Origin of the sequence: Marinobacter pelagius (assembly GCF_900114925.1) — a bacterium.
GTDB classification, from domain to species: Bacteria; Pseudomonadota; Gammaproteobacteria; order Pseudomonadales; family Oleiphilaceae; genus Marinobacter; species Marinobacter pelagius.
In genome coordinates, this window is sequence record NZ_FOUR01000009.1 from 61307 (window position 1) to 81860 (window position 20554).

A 20554-nucleotide genomic window follows, 5' to 3' on the forward strand; every position below is an offset into this window, starting at 1 on the left:
TCCTGTGTCAGAAGGTGGAACCATAAGTTAGGAGGCGCAGTATTTTCTCACGACTGGCGCCTGTTTAGAAACCTTTGCCTTGGCAGGGGAAATACCCATAATGCGCCTTTGGCAAAAAGAGGTGGCTAATGATACGGGCGATTGCGGTTACAGGTTTGATTATCGGGTTGGTGGCGTTACTGGTATTTGGCCCCCGTTTCCTGAGTTCTCCCGAACCGGGTGAAGTGTCAGGCGCTGATCAGCCCCGCTGTGATCTGCTGGAGCGGGATTGCCAGTGGGAAGGGGAAGAGGGCAGCTGGCTGGTAGCACTGGAGCCACTCGGCGAAGGGGACCAGGGCACGGAGTTCCAGCTCACGGTAAATGCGCCTGAAGCTCCCAACCGTTTTCTCGCGGTATTGCGGGGTGAATCCATGTATATGGGCGAATACCCGATTCCCCTAAAGCACCAGGAGGGTGACATCTGGACTGCCCGGTTCACCGCACCGTTCTGTACCACCGGCTCCGAGATGGAATGGCGGATTGACCTGCAGAGTGCCGAAGAGCCCGTCGGTGGTAACCCGATGAAACTTACCTTCTGGGCCCGTTAGTTTCCCTAGATGAACGTGTGACCGGCAATCAGTTCACAAAGACCGGATTGACCGGGCACATGGTTGTGCTCCCGCCAGTGTCTGGCGCCGTCCAGACCGCCTCGGAAGCAGGCAAGATGGACACCGCTGGCCGTCAGTTCCTCGATGACCGAAAGAGCCTCTGCCCGGTCGATGCCGGTTTTCCGACTGACAATGTGCGCAATCAGGCCAGCGAGGGTTTTAGAGTGGCGATCGGATTCGTCGCACAGGGCACAACCGGCACCGTAGAGCCACGCAGTGGCGCAGGAACCGACGATCGCAGCCATTTCCGGCCGGTCGAAGCCCCGGTTCCGGCATTCCCTTTCCTGCAGTGCGGCCAGGATGTGTAGCTGCGTGAAAAGTTCCGTGCGATACCGACTATTTGAAGTCTTTCCGGCCTGCTCCCGATTATTCCCGGGAGTCCGGATTGGCTCATCGCTAACGCCCTCGACCAGCGCGCCCTCCCGTGACAGCCGGAACATCTGAACCCCGAGCAAGAGCAAAAGTGCAAACAAGCCCGCCTGTGTGAACGACACCAGCCAATACGACATATCCTCGACCACCTTGATTATCTCCCTGAACGAAGCGATTGTAACAATCTGTAACGACGGAAAACTGCCAACGGTTCAGCAATTTATCGAGGGTCGGGCAAAGGTTTGCCAACTTGTGACGCCGGTCTCAGGCGGCGTCAGCAGGTGGGCATGGTCTGCAGGGCGAGCTTACGGCGGATATAACGGCCCAGGGCATCAACGCCGATGTTAAGCAGCGCCGTAATCAGGATGAGTACCATGGCACGGTCAAAGCGGATGTTCTGGATGGCGCTGTCGACATAGAAACCGAGGGTGTAGATACCCAGGATCCCCAGGATGGCGGTTTCCCGCATGATGATTTCCCAGCGATAGAACAGGAAGGCCAGGAACGATCGGTAGACCCGCGGAACCAGCTCCCAGGTGTAGCGGTTGAAGCCGGTGATTGCATCGGGACGCAGCCGCAGGGTGTTGGTCTGACGGCCGATCAGGTGTCCGATAATGCCGCCATTATGGAGGGCCAGGGCAACCACGGCGGGCAGCATCGAGGGCCCCCAGAGTTGGAGCAGGATGTAGGCTAGGATGTATTCCGGGGTTGAACGGGCAATGACCAGGAATACGTGGCCACTGGTCCGGCGCACCGGCCCACCGAAATGATTGGAGATCAGGGGGAACGCGAGCAGCGCCAGGATACCGGTGGCAACCAGGGCAATCTGGGTCAGCAGGACGGTATTCCAGATTCCGGGCATCGCCTCGTTCACCATCAGGTCACTGAGCCAGGGCACCATCCCGGCCATACCTTCACCACTGCGGAGAGGCGCGGGAATGATGTCCTCGGTGAAGAAACGCTCCACATTGCCCCAGACAATGGGCAGGCCTTCGCCCAGGAAGAACGGTGCCGCCAGGATATAGATTGGCAGCAGTTTCGGGCGCACCCACAGGGGAATGGTGGCGATCAGCACGTAAAACAGGATCAGCATGGCCCCGGCATCAGAGTAGAGGCCTTGAGAGAATGAAGCCTCAAGGTAAAAACCAAGCGTGGGCAGGCCCACGAAACCGAGAATGGCACTGGAGCGCAGGCCGCATTCCAGGCGATAGGCGGTGTAGGTGCGCATCTGGTCCCAGACATCCGGGATGCGGGCATACAGGAACGCTGCAATCATGCCAGTGCCAGGCGGCAACAAGCGCCGTGGCTCCGGGTCGGCTTCTTCCAGGATCTCCGAGTAGACCTTGGCAAAGATCCCCGAATAGGGAATGGCAATGGCGAGCACCCCGGTCAGCGGGTGAAAGCCGAAGAATTGCAGGAATATCAGGGCCCAGAACAGCTCATGGATCGCCCGGATAAACGCACAGAAGATCCGTACCGGGAGGAGCCGATACACCAGTGCCAGCAGGAAGCCAAAGAAACTGCCCAGCGCCACACCCACGAAGGCAAAGGCCACGGTGCGCAACAGGGCGGTTAATAGCCCCTCGGAGCTGAAGAAGTTCGGCGTGACCACACCCAGGAAAAAGTTGCCCAGGTCCCGCCAGGGATTGGAGGCGGTGATGGCTATATCCGCAAACAACAGCCCTACGACCGCGACGGCAACAAAAATCAGGCTGGCTCTGACCGTGGGATAGGAAAGCATGGATCCGCCGATAACCTCAGTACAGGGACATGATGTCGGATGACGAGAGGCGGTCGCTGGGTTCGTCCAGCTCCACCAGGCCGTCCTGGATGCCGACAATCCGGTTGCAGTACTGCAGTGCCAGTTCTACATCGTGCAGGGCAATGACGCTGGTGGCAAACCGATCCCGAAGCAGTGACATCACCTGATGGGCCCTGGGGCCGTCCAGTGCCGAGACTGGTTCGTCCGCCAGCAGCAGACTTTCATTCCGGTAGATTGCCCGGGCGATGGCAACCCTTTGGCGTTGCCCGCCGGACAGGGACGCTGCGGGAATCCAGAGTTTCTCGGCCAGGCCGAGATCGTTCAGCAGGTCCTTCACCGCAGCCCGGTCGGCGGCGAAGGGCCGGATCAGGGTCAGGGTGTTGTACCAGGTGGAATGCTTGTCCAGTTGCCCCATGAACACGTTATGGAAAACGGGCAGGGCGTTGACCAGACCGAGATCCTGGGGAACCAGTGAAGAATTGCGGCCCACCTGCTCGTGGATCAGGCGGATCAGCGTGGATTTGCCCGCGCCGCTCTTGCCGACAAGGGCAACCTTTTCCCCTTCCCGGACACGAAGGGAGAGCGGCCCGAGGACGCGCTCTCCCCCGAATGAGGCCTTGAGGCCCGAGAGATCAAATCCGGACATCAATCAAGGATTCCAATCTCTTCAGCAGTCTTGCGGATGGGCTCATAGTCCTCGTTGGAAGCGGGGATAAAGCCGGAACGGGGGAAACTCTCCAGGAGTTCCTGATCATCCAGCGCCAGCAGGGCTTCCTTCACGCGTTCCTTGAAGCCATCGCCAAAGCGCTCATTCACATCGCCACGGATGGTCCACTGGTAGTCCGGATAGGCCGGGGTTTCCCAGATCACCTGGACGGCGTTGGTATCAATGTTGCCGTTCTCCAGTTCCTTTTCCCAGACCTGGAAGTTGAGGGCACCGACTTCATAGGTGCCGGCTTCGACCAGGCGCAGGGTTCGTGTGTGGTTGCCGCTGAAGCCGACCCGGGCGAAGAAGTCTTCAGGGGCCTCCTCGAAGGTCTCGCGGATATGGAATTCGGGCATCAGACGGCCAGAGGTGGAGCCCTTGGAGCCAAAGGTAAAGGTCTTGCCCCGGAGCTGGTCCTCAAGGGAGGCCAGATCTTCCGCCGGGTCAATGCCGGTGCTGGTGTTGGCAATGAAGTAGGTCTGGAAAGCTTCATCTTCCACGCCCTGAGCAATGGCCTCGGAACCGGGAACCAGACGACGGGCCTGAACGCCCGACAAACCACCGAACCAGGCCAGCTGAACCTGATTGTTCCGGAAGGCAGAGACCGCTGCTGCATAGGACTTTACCGGGATGTAGCGGACATCCACGTCCAGTTGCTCGGAGAGGTAGTCGGCCACGCCACGAAAGCGCTCGACCAACCTGGTCTCGTCTTCATCGGGAATCGCCGTGAACACAAACGTTTCTGCACTTGCAGAAGCGGCAGTTACGAACAGAAGGCTGGAAGCCACAAATTTCCGTATAAGTTTCAAAGCCATTTGAAATCCCTGTTTTGGTTGGATTGGTAGGGTAGTCAGGATACCTTGATTTACCTGAACTCTGAACAGCTATACGATTGACAGGCCCTATCGGCTCAGCCAAAAACTTCTTTCTTTCAGGTGATTACCAATACCGCAACCGATGAAAATAATAATGATTACTCCCGCCGCTCGGGGTTCCCGGGCCGGCAACCGCGCGACGGCGGAACGCTGGCAAAGATTACTTGAAAATGCCGGCCACCGGGTGGAGGTCGTTGCGGACTATCAGGGCGAATCCTGTGACCTTTTCATTGCGTTGCATGCCTGGCGAAGCCGCGAGGCGGTTGCTCGTTTCAGGGAGCTCTGGCCCAACATACCGCTGATCGTGGTGCTGACCGGCACCGACATATACCGCCATCAGATCGAAGTTCCAGAGCCAACCCTCGCGACCATGGACGCCGCTGATGCCCTCATTGGTCTGCATGATCGCGTGGCAGAAGACATTCCCGCCCGTTTTCGGGCCAGACTGGTCACCCTCTACCAGTCCGCCATTGCGCCACCTCCGGCGCCGCAGCACTCGATCGACCACTTCCGGGTCAGCGTTATCGGCCATCTGCGGGAGGAGAAGGATTCCCTGCGGGCAGCCCGGGCCGCCAGGCTGCTGCCTGAAGAATCCCGAGTCCGGGTGATTGCGGCAGGCAAGGCTCATAATGCTGAATGGCAACAAATGGCCGAACAGGAAACCGCCGAAAATCCACGATTCCAGTGGCTCGGGCAACTGGACGAGCAGGGTACCCGGGAATTGCTGACCGGCAGCCGGGTGATGGTTATCAGTTCGGTGATGGAAGGCGGTGCGAATGTGGTTTCCGAAGCCTGCCGTGCTGGTGTTCCGGTGCTCGCCAGCGACATACCCGGCAACCGGGGCCTGCTGGGAGATGACTATCCGGGCTATTTTCCGGTCCGGGACGAACACGCGCTGGCCACTCTCATTCACAAGGCCGAAACCGATCCCGAGTTTCTTCAGGACCTGGAATCCCGGGTGGCACGACTTGCTGCCCGTTTTACCCCGGACAGAGAGCAGGCGAGCCTGGAACAGGCGCTGGCGCTTGCCTGCCAGCGCTGTTCCGAACGAGTGGGTACCGGTTAATCTTTCAGACTGATCGGCTCGATAGGCCCGGATTCGTCCTGGGGCAGAACCCGGCCGATGATCGCGGTGTGCGGATAACCGAGAGCTTTCAATTCCCGTACGCAGGCCTCGGCCTGGTCAGCGGCAACGCTGGCGAGCAGGCCGCCGGCGGTCTGGGGGTCGAAGATCAGCGGGTAGCGGGGATGGTTCACCCATTTCTCCTGGTCCCGGATGCCGCGACGCAAACGGATGTTGGCCGGTTGCAGGGAGCTCAGGATGCCTGCGGCAGCCGTCTCTTCTGCCCCAGGTAATACCGGAATGGCGGAAAGGTCGAGTTCCGCATCCACGCCGGAGGGGCGGGTCATTTCCACCAGATGGCCCAGCAAGCCAAAACCGGTGACATCCGTGCAGGCCCTGGAGCCATAGCGCCGCAGGCACTCGGCCCCAAGCTTGTTGGACTGGATCATGGAGGCGAGGGCGGAATCGATCCAGCGTCCCTTGGCGGCAAGCCGGGCGTGGGCCGCGAACAGGGTGCCGGTGCCGATTGGCTTGGTAAGGATCAGAACATCGCCGGCCCGCAGGCCGCCCTTGCTCATCACTTCTTCAGGATCGATCAGGCCATTCACCGCGAACCCGAGTGCCAGTTCCTTGCCTTCGCCGGTATGACCGCCTACCAGGGCGCAGCCGGCCTCGTTCAGCACTTCCACGGCGCCGGACATCATCTGGTAAACAACGTCCTCCACCTTGGATTCGATACCGTAGGGCACCGTTGCCACGGCGGTCGCACTTTGGGCTTCCGCTCCCATGGCGAAAACATCGCCCAGGCTGTGATTCGCGGCAACCTTGCCGAACACGTAGGGATCGTCGATAAACGCCCGGAAGAAGTCCACGGTATGGACCACAGCCTTGCCGGGCGGTACCCGCAGAACGGCGGCATCATCCGGAGCGTGCAGGCCGATGATGATATCGTCCCGTTCAATGGGTTTGAGTTCATTCAGGGCGCGGGAGAGAACCGTACTGCCCACCTTGGCGCCGCAACCGCCACAACGCATGGCCACGGCGGAGATGGCCTGGGAGGCTTCCTCGGGGCTCTGGGCCGCTGCGGTATCCGGTAGTTTGGTGGACTCTTCCATGGCAGGAAGGTCACTGAAGTTGCGCATGAACCGCCGGTCAATCCAGTCTTTCCAGCGCCAGACCAGGCGGCCGTGGAATTCCATGTCACCCCGGGAAGCCACGGCGTACTTGTCGCCGGTGCTGATCAAGGCCAGCCATTTCTTCTGGGGATAGAAGTTGCGTGTGTCCTTGCCGGTGGCCAGTCGTTTCAGGTTGTCAGCCAGGGGCGGCCCCTGGCGCACGGCGAACACGCCGGCCTTTTCCCGGGGATGATTGATCACGTTCGCAATATCACCGGCGGCAAAGATGCTGTCGTCGTTTTCGCTCTGCAGGGTGTCCCGTACCCGGATGAAGCGGCCCTCGTCCAGTGCCAGGCCGGTTTCCTCCAGCCACGCCGGTCCACCGGCGCGGGTAACCCAGAGCACTTCGTCCACCTGCAGTGTTTCGCCAGATTCCGAAGTCAGTAGCCCCGACTCGACCCGGGAGACCGGGGAACCGAGATGCACCTTCACACCCCGTTCCGACAGTTTGCGCTCGAAGACCGAACGAACTTTCTCATTGTGAGTGGGGAGAATCTGGTCAGCGGCATCGAACAGATGGAAGTGCAGCTGATCCGGATCCTTGCCACGCAGTGAGAGCTCGTTCCTGAGCCGGAACTGCATAGCCAGGGTCAACTCCACGCCTCCGGCTCCGGCACCGACCACTGCGACTGACATTGGGCCCTCATGGTTCTCGATGCGCGACAGCAGCGACAGCCACCGCTGGTTGAAGCCGTTAATGGGCTTCACCGGTACGGCATGCTCCTCCGCTCCCTCAACTTCGCCCACCCGGGGCGAGGAGCCGATGTTGATGGAGAGAATGTCGTAGGGCACATTCGGCCGGTTCCGGCACAGGATGCGCTTGTTTGCCCGGTCGATACCGATGGCTTCGTCCCGGTAGAACCGGGCTCCGGCGTATTCCGCAAGCCGGCTCAGGTCGATATGCACATCGTCGTAGCTGTAATGGCCGGCCACATAGCCAGGCAACATTCCGGAGTAGGGGGTGTGGGTGTCGCGGCAGATGAGGGTCAGGCGCACACCGGGGACCGGGTTCATGGCGAACCGCTTGAGGACCCCGACGTGGCTGTGCCCGCCGCCAACCAGGACAATGTCCCGTAAAACAGGCTGGTCAGGCGTTTGCATCAGATAACTTTCTTGGCTTCGGCGGTCAGCTGGTCAAATCCCTTGATACTTTTGAAGGCTTTCAGTTTCTCGCTGTCAGCCGCCGACGGATTGGCGATCTGGTCGATGGAGGTGATGCCCGCGTCCTTCATCTTTTTCGCCGTTGCCGGGCCGATACCCTTCACCAGGGTCAGATCGCTCTTGTCCACGGGCTTGGCCGCCTTTTTGGCCGAAGACCGGGCCGGTGCCTTCTTGGCCGTAGTCGTGGACTTTGCCTTCGCAGTGCTTTTCTTTGAAGCAGTCTTCTTGGGCGCGGCCTTTTTGGCGGCAGCCTGGGCTTCCTTGTTGACTTCATCTGTCAGCTGCTTGACGTCGGAGCCGGCTTCTTTGGCTGCCACGCCGAGGCGCTCGAGAATGCTGCTCTGAAGCTCGTGGAACTCGGCAAGGCGGCGCTCGAATTCCTCGTTGAAGCGTTTCATTTCCCGTTCCCGGAGCTCGTTCACTTCCTTGAGCAGTTTGCGCACCGGCTCTTCGATCTGGGTCTGCAGGCTGTCGAACTGCTTCAGGGCATCGTTGACGAGCCCTTCAATCTGGGACGAGGTTTTCTCGAATTCCTTGTTGACCTTCTTTACGATCTTGTCGACGCTCGGTTTGGCTTTCTTCGCCATGAAATGTCTCCTTACGGATGGGTTGGAACGGACAGTAACGATCAGGCCATTTGCCGGAAGCCGGAGATGGACCCTGAGGATGTACGGCGGGATTTCAGAGACAGTTTTCTGGACAGCACTTCGCGAATCCGCTTGAGCTTGTCGCCGTTCGGCGATCCAGGTTCAAACTCTGAAAAATCAATAGAGTAGAAGAAATTGCTACAGTGCTTTCTACGCTCGGTCACCAGGCCGGACACGCTTTCGGCACAGATTTCTTCAAAGGGCATATCCATGACCAGGTCCAGGGTCAGGCTGTCGCCGGGCTCGAAGACCTTGTCGGTTTTCATCACGCAGCCGTAGCTGTCGAGTTCAAAGACGGAGGCCTCCACCAATTCCTTGCGGAAGAGCCCCTGCTTGATCCTGAAACGGGCAATAAGATCCGGTAGTGCTTCGTTCATGAATCCTGTTCTCTGCTAATATCCCTATCCACTGCGACCTGTCCACAGATCGGACAGGCTGGATAATGATTAAACAATAGACACTGTTTACGGTATTGGCAATTCCATCAGTGTCCTACGTTAACCCTCTCAGGCACTTCCTTAATAGTGAGAGGGCACGATTTTTTATTGGTCCGTGGATTTCACCCGAACTTCGTACATATCTTCCCGGCGGTCCTTCAGATTGTTTACCGACCCTTCGTTACGAACCAGTGTCAGTTTTTCCAGATCCATGTCCGAGAACATGATCATCTCGGTGTTGGGGGTGGTTTCGGCCATGACCGCATCGTGCGGGAAGGCAAAATCCGACGGCGAGAACACCGAAGACTGGGCGTACTGGACGTCCAGGTTCTCCACCTTGGGCAGGTTGCCGACACTGCCGGTAATTACGACGTAACATTCGTTTTCGATCGCCCGGGCCTGGGCACAATGACGTACCCGGAGATAACCGTTCTTGGTATCGGTCCAGAACGGTACAAAGATGATATCCACATCCTGGCTGGCTGCGATCCTTCCAAGCTCCGGGAACTCGATGTCGTAACAGATCAGGATAGCAACCCGTCCGGCATCGGTTTCGAACACCTCGAAGGTGTCGCCGCCCTCGATGACCCAGTCGCGACGCTCATGGGGCGTGATGTGGATCTTGCGCTGCTCGTCCACCCGGCCGTCCCGGTGGCACAGGTAGGAGACGTTGAAGAGGCGATCGTTCTCCAGCAGGGGCATGGAACCGGTGATGATGTTGATGTTGTAGCTGACCGCCATTTCCGACATCTCATCCCGGAACTGTTCGGTGAAACCGGCCAGGAAACGGATCGCACGGGTCTGATCCATCTGGTCAGTCAGGCCCATCAGGGGCGCGTTGAAAAACTCCGGGAACAGGGCGAAGTCGCTCTTGTAGTCGGAGAGGGCGTCCACGAAGTACTCCACCTGCTTGAGCACCTCATCCACCGAGGTGAATTCCCGCATCTGCCATTGCACGGCACCAAGGCGAACCTGGGTTTTCCGGACGTCCAGCACCGGGGAGGGCGGTGTATAGAGAATATTCCGCCATTCCAGCAGGGTGGCATAGCCCATGGATTTCTCGTCTTCCGGCAGGTACTTGTGCATCAGCCGGGTGACCTGGAAATCGTTGGAGAGCTGGAAGCTCAGGATCGGATCGTAGATTTCCTTGCGGTCCACCCGCTGGATGTACTCGGCCGGGGAGTACTGGTCCTTGTACTTGTAGTAGCTGGGAATCCGACCGCCGGCCAGGATGGCTCGCAGGTTCATGGAACGGCACAGCTCCTTGCGCGCCTCGTACAGACGCCGGCCAAGACGGTAGCCCCGATATTCCGGGTGGATGAAGACATCCAGCCCATACAGGGAATCGCCGTTGGCGTTGTGCCAGATCTTCTCGTTACGCAGGATCAGGTCGTCGTAGGTATGCGGGTTACTGAAACGCTCGTACTTCACGGTTACCGTCAGCGCGACGGCAACCAGTTGGCCGTTATCCTCAATACAGATCTGCCCGTCGGGAAACTGTTCGACCAATGCCTTGATTGTCTCTTTGGGCCAGGCCCCGCCAATGTCGTCATAGACCAGGTCCATCAGCTCCTGAAGCTGTTCGTAGTCGTCAAGCGTCAGGTTGCGGAGATTGAGATGCAGCTCATCATGGGGCATTCAGAGAGGCTCCCGTCGTCAGAAAAGAGTGAGTTTTGAGTCAGGCCAGTCGGCTTTTTCAGGAGTTTAACAGAAGGTGTGACAGACGTCGCAGATCGCCGCCCGGTTGTTGAAAAACTTTATCCGGGCTTGCGGTTCCGCCGGGTGATTGCAATGATCCGGTCAACCGAATCACAGGATACCCTTATGGCATTGATAGATAACATCATCGGAGCCACCGGCCAGTGGGTGGCATCGACGGACCCAAAAGCCACGCTCGCGCACCCCCTTGAATGGCTCAAGAAAACCGGAGGCTACGCGGCGGTCAACCGGATCATCGGCTTGTCCATTCCCTTTGCGCCCCGCAATGGCTTTCGCGTGGAAGAGGTCCGGCCGGGTTATGTTCGCGCCAGGATCCGGCTCAAGGGTAACAAGAACCACTTTGGCAGCCTTTATGCGGGCGCCTATTTCCTGGTGGCCGAGATTCCCGGTGGTGTTCTGACGCTATTCGATCTGGGCCCGTCCTACACGCCGATTCTTAAGGAAATGACCCTCCAGTTCCTGCAGCCGGCCAACTCGGATGTCACGGTGGAGTTTTCCCTGAGCCCGGAACAGGTAGCGGCCATCCGTGCCGATGCCGACGCCACCGGCCGGGCGAAGTTTACCCTGGAAGGCATGCTTACCGATCAGGAAGGCAATCACGTGGCGACGTCGATCGCCCATTATCGGGTCCGTAAAAAGGGCTTCCAGGCCGAAGGCAAGGCCTAAAGAGTCTCCAGTTCGGCGACGGCCTTGAGGAAGGTCTCGCCGTACTTCTCCAGCTTGGCGGCACCGACACCACTTATTTCGCCCAGTTCCTCGATGGTGCGGGGCCTGCGCTCCATCATTTCGAACAGGGTGGTGTCGTGAAAGATCACGTAGGGTGGCACACCCTGATTGTCGGCCAGGGCCTTGCGGCAGGCGCGGAGATGATCCCAGGCAGCCTGATCCACGATCTGGTCGGCCGCGAAGCTTTTGCGTCCTGAGCTACTGCGGCCGGAGGATGTCTTTTTCTGCACCGGGTCCTTACGCAGCCAGACTGTCTCCTCGCCCTTGAGCAGCGGGCGGCAGCGTTCGGTCAGCTGCAAGGCGCCGTAGCCTTCGGGGTCGGCCCTGAGGTAACCGTTGGCCACCAGTTGCCGGAACACCGATTTCCACTCGTTGGCGCTGAGTTCGGTGCCAATGCCGTAGGTGGACACCCGATCGTGGCCGGATTGCAGGATACGCTCGTTCTCCGAGCCCCGCAGTACATCAATCAGGTAGGTCACACCGAAGCGCTGACCGGTACGGTAGACGCAGGAAAGCGCTTTCTGGACTGCTACGGTGCCATCCCAGGTCTCGGGCGGATTCAGGCAGGTGTCGCAGTTACCACAGGGCTCTTGCAGGTCGTCACCGAAATAACGCAATAGCACCTGGCGCCGGCAGCTGGTGACCTCACACAGGCCGAGCATGGCATCGAGCTTCTGGCGTTCGACCCGCTTGAACTGGTCATTGCCCAGGGAGCCCTCGAGCATCTGCCGCAGTTTGATAACGTCCTGCAGGCCATACACCATCCAGGCGGTGGAAGGCTTGCCGTCCCGGCCGGCCCGGCCGGTTTCCTGGTAGTAGGCTTCCAGGCTCTTGGGCAGATCCAGGTGTGCCACGAAGCGGACATCGGGTTTGTCGATGCCCATGCCGAAGGCGATGGTGGCGACGATGATGACGCCGTCTTCGCGCAGAAAACGTTCCTGGTGCCTGGCCCGCTCCTCGGCATTGAGACCGGCGTGGTAGGGCAGTGCGGTGAAGCCCTTGTCCGCGAGCATGCGGGCGGTGGAGTCCACCTTGTTACGGGACAGACAGTAGACAATGCCGCACTCGCCATCGTGTTCGGCCCGGATAAAGTCCAGCAGCTGCTTGTTGGCGTTGGTTTTGGGAGCTATCCGGTACTGGATGTTCGGGCGGTCGAAACCGCTGACAAAATGCCGGGCTTGGGTCAGTGACAGCCGCTCGGCAATTTCCTTGCGGGTGCGTTCGTCGGCGGTGGCTGTCAGCGCAATGCGGGGAATACCGGGAAACTCTCCGGCCAGCATGCTCAGTTGCAGGTAATCCGAGCGGAAGTCGTGTCCCCATTGGGAGACGCAGTGGGCCTCGTCGATGGCGAAGAGTGAGATCGAGGCATTGTGCAGCAGCTCGATGGTCCGGGGCTGGATCAGCCGCTCCGGCGCGCAGTAGAGCAGGTCCAGTTCGCCGGTGGTGAGGGCGTACTCGGTAGCACGGGCCTGCTCCATATCCATGGTGGAATTCAGGAAGGCTGCTTTGACGCCAAGCTCCCTTAGTGCCGCGACCTGGTCCTGCATCAAGGCAATCAAAGGGGAAATGACAATCGCCGTACCGGGCCGCACCAGGGCCGGTACCTGGTAGCACAATGATTTGCCGCCACCGGTGGGCATCAGGACCAGGGCATCTCCGCCATTGACTACTTCGCGAACAATGTCACCCTGCAGTGGCCGGAACGATTCGTAACCGAAAACCTCGTGCAAAACCTGCTCGGGGTCTCTCCGGGTCGCGGTGGGCCTTTCTGTGGCGAGCTGTTCGAAATCCTGGTCAAGTTGCATAGCAAAGCCGTGTGTGTCGTCCGTGATGGGAAATAAAGATGACAGGGAGATGGCGCCATGTCCGTGGCGCGGATGGGATGATACCAGAATAATCCGGCAGGTTGGTCAAGGCGGCTTTCGGGTGAGGCAAAGCTGCCTCAGAAACGCTACAATACCGCCGTTTTTGAACCAGACATTTCCCGGCGTAATCCGTTAGATACGATAACAACAGGGTTTCAATGCAAGAATTTGATGCCATCCGTCCGTATTCGGACGAAGAAACCGGTCCGGCCATCCAGCGCCTGGTCAATGACCGGGAGTTTCTCGACATGGTCGGGCGTTTCAAGTCGCCCACTCTGGAGCGCTGGGCGCCTGCGGTACTGCGGTTTTTCCTCCGCCGCTGGCTGATCAGCAATTTCGGCCATTTCACCCGCGTGGATGACTTGCAGGCCAGACTGTCGTCTTATGTGGGTGAGCTGGTTGAGGGCACCACTACCCGGGTCACCACCAGTGGCCTGGAGAACCTGGACAAGCACAGCGCCCATCTGTTCATTTCCAACCACCGGGACATCGTGTTCGATCCCATGGTGGTCAACTACCTGTTGTTCCAGAACGGTTTCTACACCACGCGCATCGCGATTGGTGACAACCTGCTCCAGAACCGGGTATTTGCCGAAATGATGCGGCTCAACAAGAGCTTCGTGGTGCGCCGGAACATGACCAGCCCGCGGGAAATGCGGGACGCGTACATGACGCTATCCGCGTTCATCAATCACAGCATCGACACCAACCACAGCATCTGGATCGCCCAGCGGGAAGGTCGCGCCAAGGACGGTCTGGACTACACCGATCCGGCCATCATCAAGATGTTCTACATGAGCCGCAAGAAGAGCGGGCTGAGCTTCGGTGAGGCGATGAACCGCCTGCATATCGTGCCGGTATCGATTTCCTACGAGTACGACCCCTGTGATGTGGACAAGGCCAAAGAGCTGGAAACCCGGGCGCGGACCGGCAGCTACACCAAGACCGAGGGAGAGGACAGCGAGCAGATCGTGAAGGGCCTGACCGGGTTCAAGGGCCATGTGCATGTGCACTTTGGCGCGCCGATCGCGGATGCTCCGGAAAACCCCAAGGAACTGGCGAGCCGGATCGATCATGAGATGCACGCCAATTACCACCTGCATGCCTCGAACCTGGTAGCCTACCAGCAACGGGGACTCCATCCGGACGCCCACGCTACGCCGGAAACGGTGACCGAGTCGGTCGTGACTGCGGAAACCTGGTCACCGGCAGATATGGCAGCCGCAGAGGCAGAGATGGAACGGCGGCTGGAGGCCTGTGAGCCCGCCATCCGGCCCTACCTGCTGGATATGTACGCCAACCCGGTGGTCACCGCACTCCAGGCCAATTCCCGCTAGACCCAGAGCATTGAGCCCATCTCCAGCAGGTGGGTCAGGGCCGGGTGATAGGGATACATGCGCAGCCGGAGCGTCTGCAGGCCGGGATAGGGCGGTGGAACCCGTGTTGCAAACACGGTTTTACCGTCCTGCACGCTTTCCATGGTAAGCAGGAAGCGATCGGTACCGGGCGCATCGTGGCTGCCGGTGCATTCCGGCGTAACCAGGCATTCCACCCGGACATCCTCGGCGGTCAGGCCATTGAGCACCGCCTCGACCCGTAATTCGACCGTCTCATCATAGGCACACCGGCACTCCACGCAGCCAACGACAGAAATTGACACGCCCGGCCAGGCCTCGCGCACCCTCGCTTTCCACTCTGCCAGTTCACGGGCCGTGCTGGCGCCATCCGCCAGTAACCTGCGGCCCTGGGCGGAGGCCGGTTCGTAGTAGTTTTCCACATAGTCCATCACCATGCGCTGGCTGTTGAACCTGGGGGTTATGGTCTTCATGGAGGCTTTGGAGCGGGCTACCCAGCCCTTGGAATAGCCCTGGGAGGCGCGGTCGTAATACAGCGGGATGATCTCGAACTCCAGCAGGTCCAGAAGGTCCCGGGCTTCCTCCTCATTACGGAATTCCGGATCCAGACCAGTATCCCTGGGTGTGATGGCCCAGCCGTTGGTACCGTCATAACCTTCACCCCACCAGCCATCGAGAACGCTGAGATTCAGGGCGCCGTTGAGGGCCGCCTTCTCGCCGGAGGTTCCACTGGCTTCCTTCGGGTACTCCGGGTTGTTGAGCCAGACATCGACACCGGCGAGCAGGTAGCGGGCCATGGCCTGGTCATAATCCTCCAGCAGGATGATATGGCCCATCAGGGCGGGACGCATGGAGAGGTCGTGTATGACCTTGATCAGCTGCTGCCCGGGATTGTCTTTCGGGTGTGCCTTGCCGGCGAAAATCAGCACCACCGGATGATCCGGATCGGTCAGCAGGCGTTCGAGCCGTTCCAGGTCTGAAAAGATCAGGGTGGCGCGCTTGTAGGTGGCGAACCGCCTTGCAAAGCCGATCACCAGGGTGTCTTTTTCCGGTGAAACCAGCTGCCGCGTCATCCGTTCGGTTACCGAGTGGCCAGTGCCGTTGCGTTCGTGTTGCCGCGCCAGCTGCTCCACCACGAATTCGCCCATTTGCTGCTTCAGGGCCTTGTGCACACTCCAGTAGTGATAATCGGGAATGTGATCGACAAAATTCCAGAATTCAGGATTACGCAACTCGCTTTTCCAGGTGGGTGCCTGGATGTCGAACAGGCTTGCCCATTCCGGCGCCAGGAACGTGGGCACGTGGACGCCGTTGGTGATGTGACCGATCGGATTCTCGTTCGGTGGTACCTGAGGCCAGACATACCCCTCCATTTGCGATGCCACGCCACCGTGGATTCGGCTGACACCGTTGTGGAAACGGGAGCCCCGCAGCCCCAGGCTGGTCATGTTGAAGTTGTGGCCGCCATCCCGGGAACCGAGGGCAAAGACCTTGTTCATGTCCAGACCGGACTCTTCCAGGTAGGTGCCGAGGGCATGCTGGACCAGTTCCCGTGAAAAGATGTCGTGGCCGGCCGGTACCGGTGTGTGGGTGGTGAACAGGGTTGAGGCGGCAACGGCTTCCAGAGCCGCCGCGAATTCGATGCCTTGCTGCAGCAACTGCCGACACCGCTCGAGGATCTGGAAGGCGGCATGGCCTTCATTGATGTGCCAGGCGGAAGGTTGCAGACCCAGCGCCTCAAGCACCCGGGTACCGCCGATGCCCAAAAGCATTTCCTGGCTGATCCGGGTGGATTCGTCGCCGCCATAGAGCTGGAGTGTCAGGTTCTGGTCTTCGTCATTGTTTTCCGGGGTGTGACTGTCGAGCAGGTAGAGGCGGATGTGGCCGACCCGGGCCTCCCAGACCCGCGCGGTAACGGTCCGACCGGGGAAGGGCACGCTGACCTTCAGCAGTTCGCCATTCACCTCAACGGGCGAGATCGGCAGTTCGTCACTGGAATGGGATTTGTAGCGGGCGATCTGATGCCCCTGGGCGTCTATGGTCTGGATAAAGTAGCCTTGCTGGTACAACAGGCCTACGGCCACGAAGGGCAGGCCCAGGTCGCTGGCCGCCTTGCAGTGATCCCCCGCGAGAATCCCGAGACCGCCGGAGTAGATCGGGAAGCTCTCGTGGAAACCGAACTCGGCACAGAAATAGGCCACCAGGTCCCGCGTGGGATCCAGTATTTCGGTCACTTCAGGCCCTGGTTCAGACTCCACGTAGACATCGTAACTACTCAGAACCTGGCGGTATTCTGCAAGGAACGCCCGATCCTGTGCGGCATCATCCAGTCGCTCCTGCGCTACCCGGCGAAGGAACAGCTTCGGATTGTGCTCGACGCGCTGCCACAGTACCGGGTCAATTCGGGCGAACAGGTTCCTGACGCCGTGATCCCAGCTGTAGAACAGATCGTTGGCCAGCTCTTCCAGTCGTTCAAGACCTTCCGGAATCCTGGGGCGTGCTTCAAGCCGGAACTCAGTGGCCTTGCTCATGGTCGTCCTCCTGTAAAGGAACCTGCTGACGTGGCGTCAGTTTCGTTTGCATTGTTCGGTCAGAATCGACTGGTACAGGGCCAGATATTCACGGGCCCGGTACTTCCAGGAATAATCACCCGCCATGCCGTTGCGCTGCAGGTGTCGCCATTGTTTGCGGTTACTGTAGTACTCCAGAGCCCGGTCGATCGCATGCAGGAAGGCATCCTCGTTGGGGCGCTCGAAGCAGAAGCCGGTTGCGCGGGTGCCAGCTGCCTGGCCTGGATCCACCACGGTATCTTTTAGTCCGCCTACAGCATGGACAACCGGAATCGTGCCGTAGCGCAGACTGAACATCTGGTTGAGGCCACAGGGTTCGAAACGGGAGGGCATCAGGAACATGTCGGCTCCGGCGGTGATCCTGTGTGCCAGCGGCTCGTCATAACCCACGGTCAGGGACACCTGCTCCGGATGCTCCCGCGCCAGGGTCCGCAGGGGATCGGTATATCGCGCCTCGCCTGAGCCAAGAATGGCAAACTGGCAGCCCTTTTCAAGCAGCGGCGGAATGACAGCCAGCAGCCAATCGATGCCTTTCTGCTCCACCAGCCGTCCGATGGACCCGAACAGGGGCGCACCGTTCACTTCGAGCCCGAGCTGTTGCTGAAGGCGGGCCTTGCACTGGCTCTTGTTGCTGAGGCTGTCCGGCCCGTAATGAAAGTCGAGATACCGATCATCCGAGGGATTCCAGATCCGGGTATCGATGCCGTTGAGGATTCCGGAGAGGCGATCAGAGCGGTATCTCAGCAGGCCATCCAGACCATACCCGAACTCCGGGGTCTGGATCTCACGGGCATAGGTGGGACTGACCGTGGTGATCCTGTCGGCGTAAACCAGCCCGCCCTTGATAAACGACAGCTGGTCGTGGAATTCCAGCCGCTCAAAGCGCCAGAGTGAGTCCGGCAGACCCATCGCCCGGAAGGTCTCCTGGGAAAACAGACCCTGGTACGCCAGGTTATGGATGGTGAATACGGTGCCGGGCCGGTTGGGAAGATGATCCAGGAAAACCGGCACCAGGGCGGACTGCCAGTCGTTGCAGTGCACGATGTCCGGCGCCCAGCCAAGTCCCAGCTGGCCGCTGGCCATCATGGCCGCGACCCGGCAGAACAGCTGGTAGCGATGGGCGTTGTCCCACCAGTCCTGGCCTTCCTCGTTCTGATAGGGATTGCCCGGCCGGTCAAAAAGCGCGGGGCAGTCCACCAGCCAGAGGCTTACGGCGGTGCCGGGCAGCCGGGTGCGCCAGAGCGTTACATGGTACTGACCAATACTGAGTCGTGCCTTGCGCCGGCTGCCGGCGGTGCGTGCGGCCTCAAGAGCAGCCGGGTACCCGGGCAGAATTATCTGGATATCACAGTCCTGACGGCTCAGAGCCTCAGGCAGGCTGGCCGAGACATCCGCAAGGCCACCGGTCTTGATAACCGGATAGACTTCACTGGTAACGAAAAGAACCCGTTTCATGATTCCGGCCTGAGAACGACGGCTGCCAGCGGCGGCAGCGTGACTTCGAGAGAACAGGGGCGATCCATCCAGGGCACCTCACGGGCTTCCAGGCCGTATGGATTGCCGACATTGCTCCCTCCGTAGTATTCCGAGTCGGAGTTCAGCACCTCTACCCAACGCCCTCCGTACGGAACGCCGATTCGGTAGCCATAGCGGGGCACCGGGGTGAAGTTGATCACCACCACGGTGACCTCGTCCCCGGCACGGCGCAGGTAGCTGATGATCGACTGGGGTGAGTCGTGGCAGTCGATCCATTCGAAGCCATCGCCGTAGTAATCGCGGGCGTGCAGGGAAGCCTCCCGCCGATACAGGCCGTTGAGGTCCTGCACCAGTTTCTGCAGACCGCGGTGTTCCGGGTATTGCAGGAGGTACCAGTCCAGCTCGCGGGATTCGCTCCATTCCCGTCGCTGTCCGAATTCCCCGCCCATGAACAGCAGCTTGGAGCCGGGGTAAGTGAACTGGAAGCTGAACAGCAGGCGGAGATTGGCGCGCTGCTGCCAGTCGTCACCGGGCATCTTGTTGAGCAGGCTGGCCTTGCCGTGGACCACCTCATCGTGGGAGAGCGGCAGCATGAAGTTTTCGGAGAACGCATACAGCAAGCCGAACGTGAGCTTGTCGTGGTGATACTGGCGGTAGATGGGATCCTGCTGCAGGTATTCCAGGGAATCGTGCATCCAGCCCATGTTCCACTTCAGATTGAATCCCAGTCCACCGATTTCCGGCGGGCGCGTTACCCGCGGCCAGGAGGTGGATTCCTCGGCGATCACCAGTGTGCAGGGGAACCGGCTCTGACAGGTCTGATTCAGGCTTTTCAGGAAGTCGATGGCCTCAAGATTCTCATGACCGCCATGAATGTTGGGCAACCACTCGCCGGGATTGCGGGAGTAGTTGAGGTAAAGCATGGAGGCGACTGCATCCACCCGCAGGCCGTCGATATGGAAAGTGTCCAGCCAGTACAGGGCACTGCCGATGAGGAAGTTGCTAACTTCGTGGCGACCGTAGTTGTAGATCAGGGTGCCCCAGTCCTTGTGTTGTCCCCGGCGCGGGTCCTCATGCTCGTACAGCGCGGTGCCATCGAATTTGGCCAGAGCATGTTCATCTTCGGGAAAGTGGCCGGGCACCCAGTCCAGGATCACGCCAATGTCATTGCGGTGGCACTGGTCGATCAGGTAACGCAGATCGTCGGGCGTGCCGAAACGGCTGGTGGGGGCAAAGTAGCCGGTGGTCTGGTAGCCCCAGGATTCGTCCAGCGGGTGTTCTGTAACCGGCAGCAATTCGATATGGGTGAAGCCCTGTTCCCGGACATAGGGAATCAGCTGGTCCGCCAGTTCCCGGTAAGTCAGCCATCGCCCTGATCCATGGTGTTGCCAGGAAGCGGCATGCACCTCGTACACGGAGACCGGCGATTTCTGCCAGGCCCACTTGCTGCGCCGGGACAGCCAGTCGCCATCCCCCCAACTGTAACTGCCGCGTTGCACCACCACGGCCGCAGTGGAGGGGCGAAGTTCGAAAAACTGGCCGTACGGATCGGTCTTGAAGACTTGCTTGCCGGACCGGGTAGTGATGGCGAACTTGTACTGGCTACCGGCGCCGGCACCCGGAATGAACACGGACCAGACGCCGGAGGCCCCGTGAACGGTCATGGGGTGGTGCCCGGGAGTCCAGTCATTGAAGTCGCCAACAACGCTGACCGCAGTGGCATTGGGTGCCCAGACTGCGAACCGCACACCCTCGGTACCGTTCCGGGTTTGTATGTGGGCTCCCAGCACGTTGTAGATGTGCCAGTGGCGGCCTTCGCCAAAAAGGTATAAATCAAATTCGCTCAGGGTCGGGCTTTCCATAGACCACGCATCTTCCTTACCGGGTTCCCGGGTATTGAACGCCCGTATGCGCGTTCAAAAAATGACCTGTAACAATTCTACGTCATAATCCCGTGATATTGTTCTAATATTATTACGGCGGTAAGAAGACTGTCGA

Annotated in this window: 16 protein-coding genes; 4 read left to right on the forward strand and 12 right to left on the reverse strand. The window is 59.6% G+C overall.

Annotated elements, in window-relative coordinates; genetic code table 11:
* Positions 1–128 precede the first annotated feature (128 nt).
* Positions 129–587 carry a hypothetical protein gene (locus tag BM254_RS15965; protein ID WP_092006052.1) on the forward strand — a complete coding sequence of 153 codons (459 nt, stop codon included), beginning with the start codon at positions 129–131 and terminating at the stop codon, positions 585–587.
* Between the two features lie 5 nt (positions 588–592).
* Here the strand turns inward: BM254_RS15965 and BM254_RS15970 are convergent, their stop codons facing one another.
* The 4 genes from BM254_RS15970 to BM254_RS15985 form a co-directional block, all read right to left on the reverse strand.
* A complete protein-coding gene (locus tag BM254_RS15970) occupies positions 593–1156 on the reverse strand; it encodes a hypothetical protein (RefSeq protein ID WP_139227095.1) in 564 nt (187 codons plus the stop codon).
* Between the two features lie 137 nt (positions 1157–1293).
* Entirely contained in the window at positions 1294–2760 is a 1467-nt protein-coding gene (locus BM254_RS15975; RefSeq protein ID WP_092006058.1) for a PhnE/PtxC family ABC transporter permease, read from the reverse strand.
* A 16-nt stretch (positions 2761–2776) separates the two neighbouring features.
* A complete protein-coding gene (locus BM254_RS15980; RefSeq protein ID WP_092006061.1) occupies positions 2777–3427 on the reverse strand; it encodes an ATP-binding cassette domain-containing protein in 651 nt (216 codons plus the stop codon).
* On the reverse strand, positions 3427–4302 hold the full coding sequence (locus BM254_RS15985) for a putative selenate ABC transporter substrate-binding protein (RefSeq protein WP_092006064.1): 876 nt from the start codon (positions 4300–4302) through the stop codon (positions 3427–3429). Before BM254_RS15985 ends, BM254_RS15980 begins: the two co-directional genes overlap by 1 nt.
* A gap of 154 nt (positions 4303–4456) precedes the next feature.
* On the opposite strand from BM254_RS15985, the gene senB reads away from it, so the two are divergent.
* On the forward strand, positions 4457–5428 hold the full coding sequence (senB, locus tag BM254_RS15990; RefSeq protein ID WP_245777461.1) for a selenoneine biosynthesis selenosugar synthase SenB: 972 nt from the start codon (positions 4457–4459) through the stop codon (positions 5426–5428).
* On the opposite strand, the gene selD is transcribed toward senB, so the two are convergent.
* From selD to BM254_RS16010, 4 genes are all read right to left on the reverse strand, one after another.
* Positions 5425–7701 (reverse strand): selenide, water dikinase SelD, encoded by a 2277-nt coding sequence (selD, locus tag BM254_RS15995; protein WP_092006069.1) that lies wholly within the window; start codon positions 7699–7701, stop codon positions 5425–5427. The two genes, senB and selD, sit on opposite strands and share 4 nt — an antisense overlap.
* Positions 7701–8348 carry a helix-hairpin-helix domain-containing protein gene (locus BM254_RS16000; RefSeq protein ID WP_092006072.1) on the reverse strand — a complete coding sequence of 216 codons (648 nt, stop codon included), beginning with the start codon at positions 8346–8348 and terminating at the stop codon, positions 7701–7703. The genes selD and BM254_RS16000 overlap by 1 nt, the downstream gene beginning before the upstream one ends.
* 41 nt (positions 8349–8389) lie before the next feature.
* On the reverse strand, positions 8390–8785 hold the full coding sequence (locus BM254_RS16005; RefSeq protein ID WP_092006075.1) for a hypothetical protein: 396 nt from the start codon (positions 8783–8785) through the stop codon (positions 8390–8392).
* A 165-nt stretch (positions 8786–8950) separates the two neighbouring features.
* Positions 8951–10483: a bifunctional GNAT family N-acetyltransferase/carbon-nitrogen hydrolase family protein gene (locus BM254_RS16010; RefSeq protein ID WP_092006078.1), complete on the reverse strand. Its 1533-nt coding sequence runs from the start codon at positions 10481–10483 to the stop codon at positions 8951–8953.
* Positions 10484–10669: 186 nt separating this feature from the next.
* Here BM254_RS16010 and BM254_RS16015 point away from each other — a divergent pair, with 186 nt between their 5' ends.
* Positions 10670–11230, forward strand: a complete 561-nt coding sequence (locus BM254_RS16015; protein ID WP_092006315.1) for a YiiD C-terminal domain-containing protein — start codon at positions 10670–10672, stop codon at positions 11228–11230.
* Here the strand turns inward: BM254_RS16015 and recQ are convergent.
* On the reverse strand, positions 11227–13095 hold the full coding sequence (gene recQ, locus BM254_RS16020; RefSeq protein WP_092006081.1) for a DNA helicase RecQ: 1869 nt from the start codon (positions 13093–13095) through the stop codon (positions 11227–11229). The two genes, BM254_RS16015 and recQ, sit on opposite strands and share 4 nt — an antisense overlap.
* A gap of 218 nt (positions 13096–13313) precedes the next feature.
* On the opposite strand from recQ, the gene BM254_RS16025 reads away from it, so the two are divergent.
* Positions 13314–14492 carry a 1-acyl-sn-glycerol-3-phosphate acyltransferase gene (locus BM254_RS16025; protein WP_092006084.1) on the forward strand — a complete coding sequence of 393 codons (1179 nt, stop codon included), beginning with the start codon at positions 13314–13316 and terminating at the stop codon, positions 14490–14492.
* On the opposite strand, the gene glgP is transcribed toward BM254_RS16025, so the two are convergent.
* From glgP to glgB, 3 genes are read right to left on the reverse strand one after another with little or no spacing between them, the layout of a single operon-like run.
* On the reverse strand, positions 14489–17041 hold the full coding sequence (glgP, locus tag BM254_RS16030) for an alpha-glucan family phosphorylase (protein WP_092006087.1): 2553 nt from the start codon (positions 17039–17041) through the stop codon (positions 14489–14491). The genes BM254_RS16025 and glgP overlap by 4 nt on opposite strands.
* A 36-nt stretch (positions 17042–17077) precedes the next feature.
* Positions 17078–18535 carry a glycogen synthase GlgA gene (gene glgA / locus BM254_RS16035; protein ID WP_092006089.1) on the reverse strand — a complete coding sequence of 486 codons (1458 nt, stop codon included), beginning with the start codon at positions 18533–18535 and terminating at the stop codon, positions 17078–17080.
* Positions 18532–20418, reverse strand: a complete 1887-nt coding sequence (glgB, locus tag BM254_RS16040) for a 1,4-alpha-glucan branching protein GlgB (protein WP_092006092.1) — start codon at positions 20416–20418, stop codon at positions 18532–18534. The genes glgA and glgB overlap by 4 nt, the downstream gene beginning before the upstream one ends.
* Positions 20419–20554 lie beyond the last annotated feature (136 nt).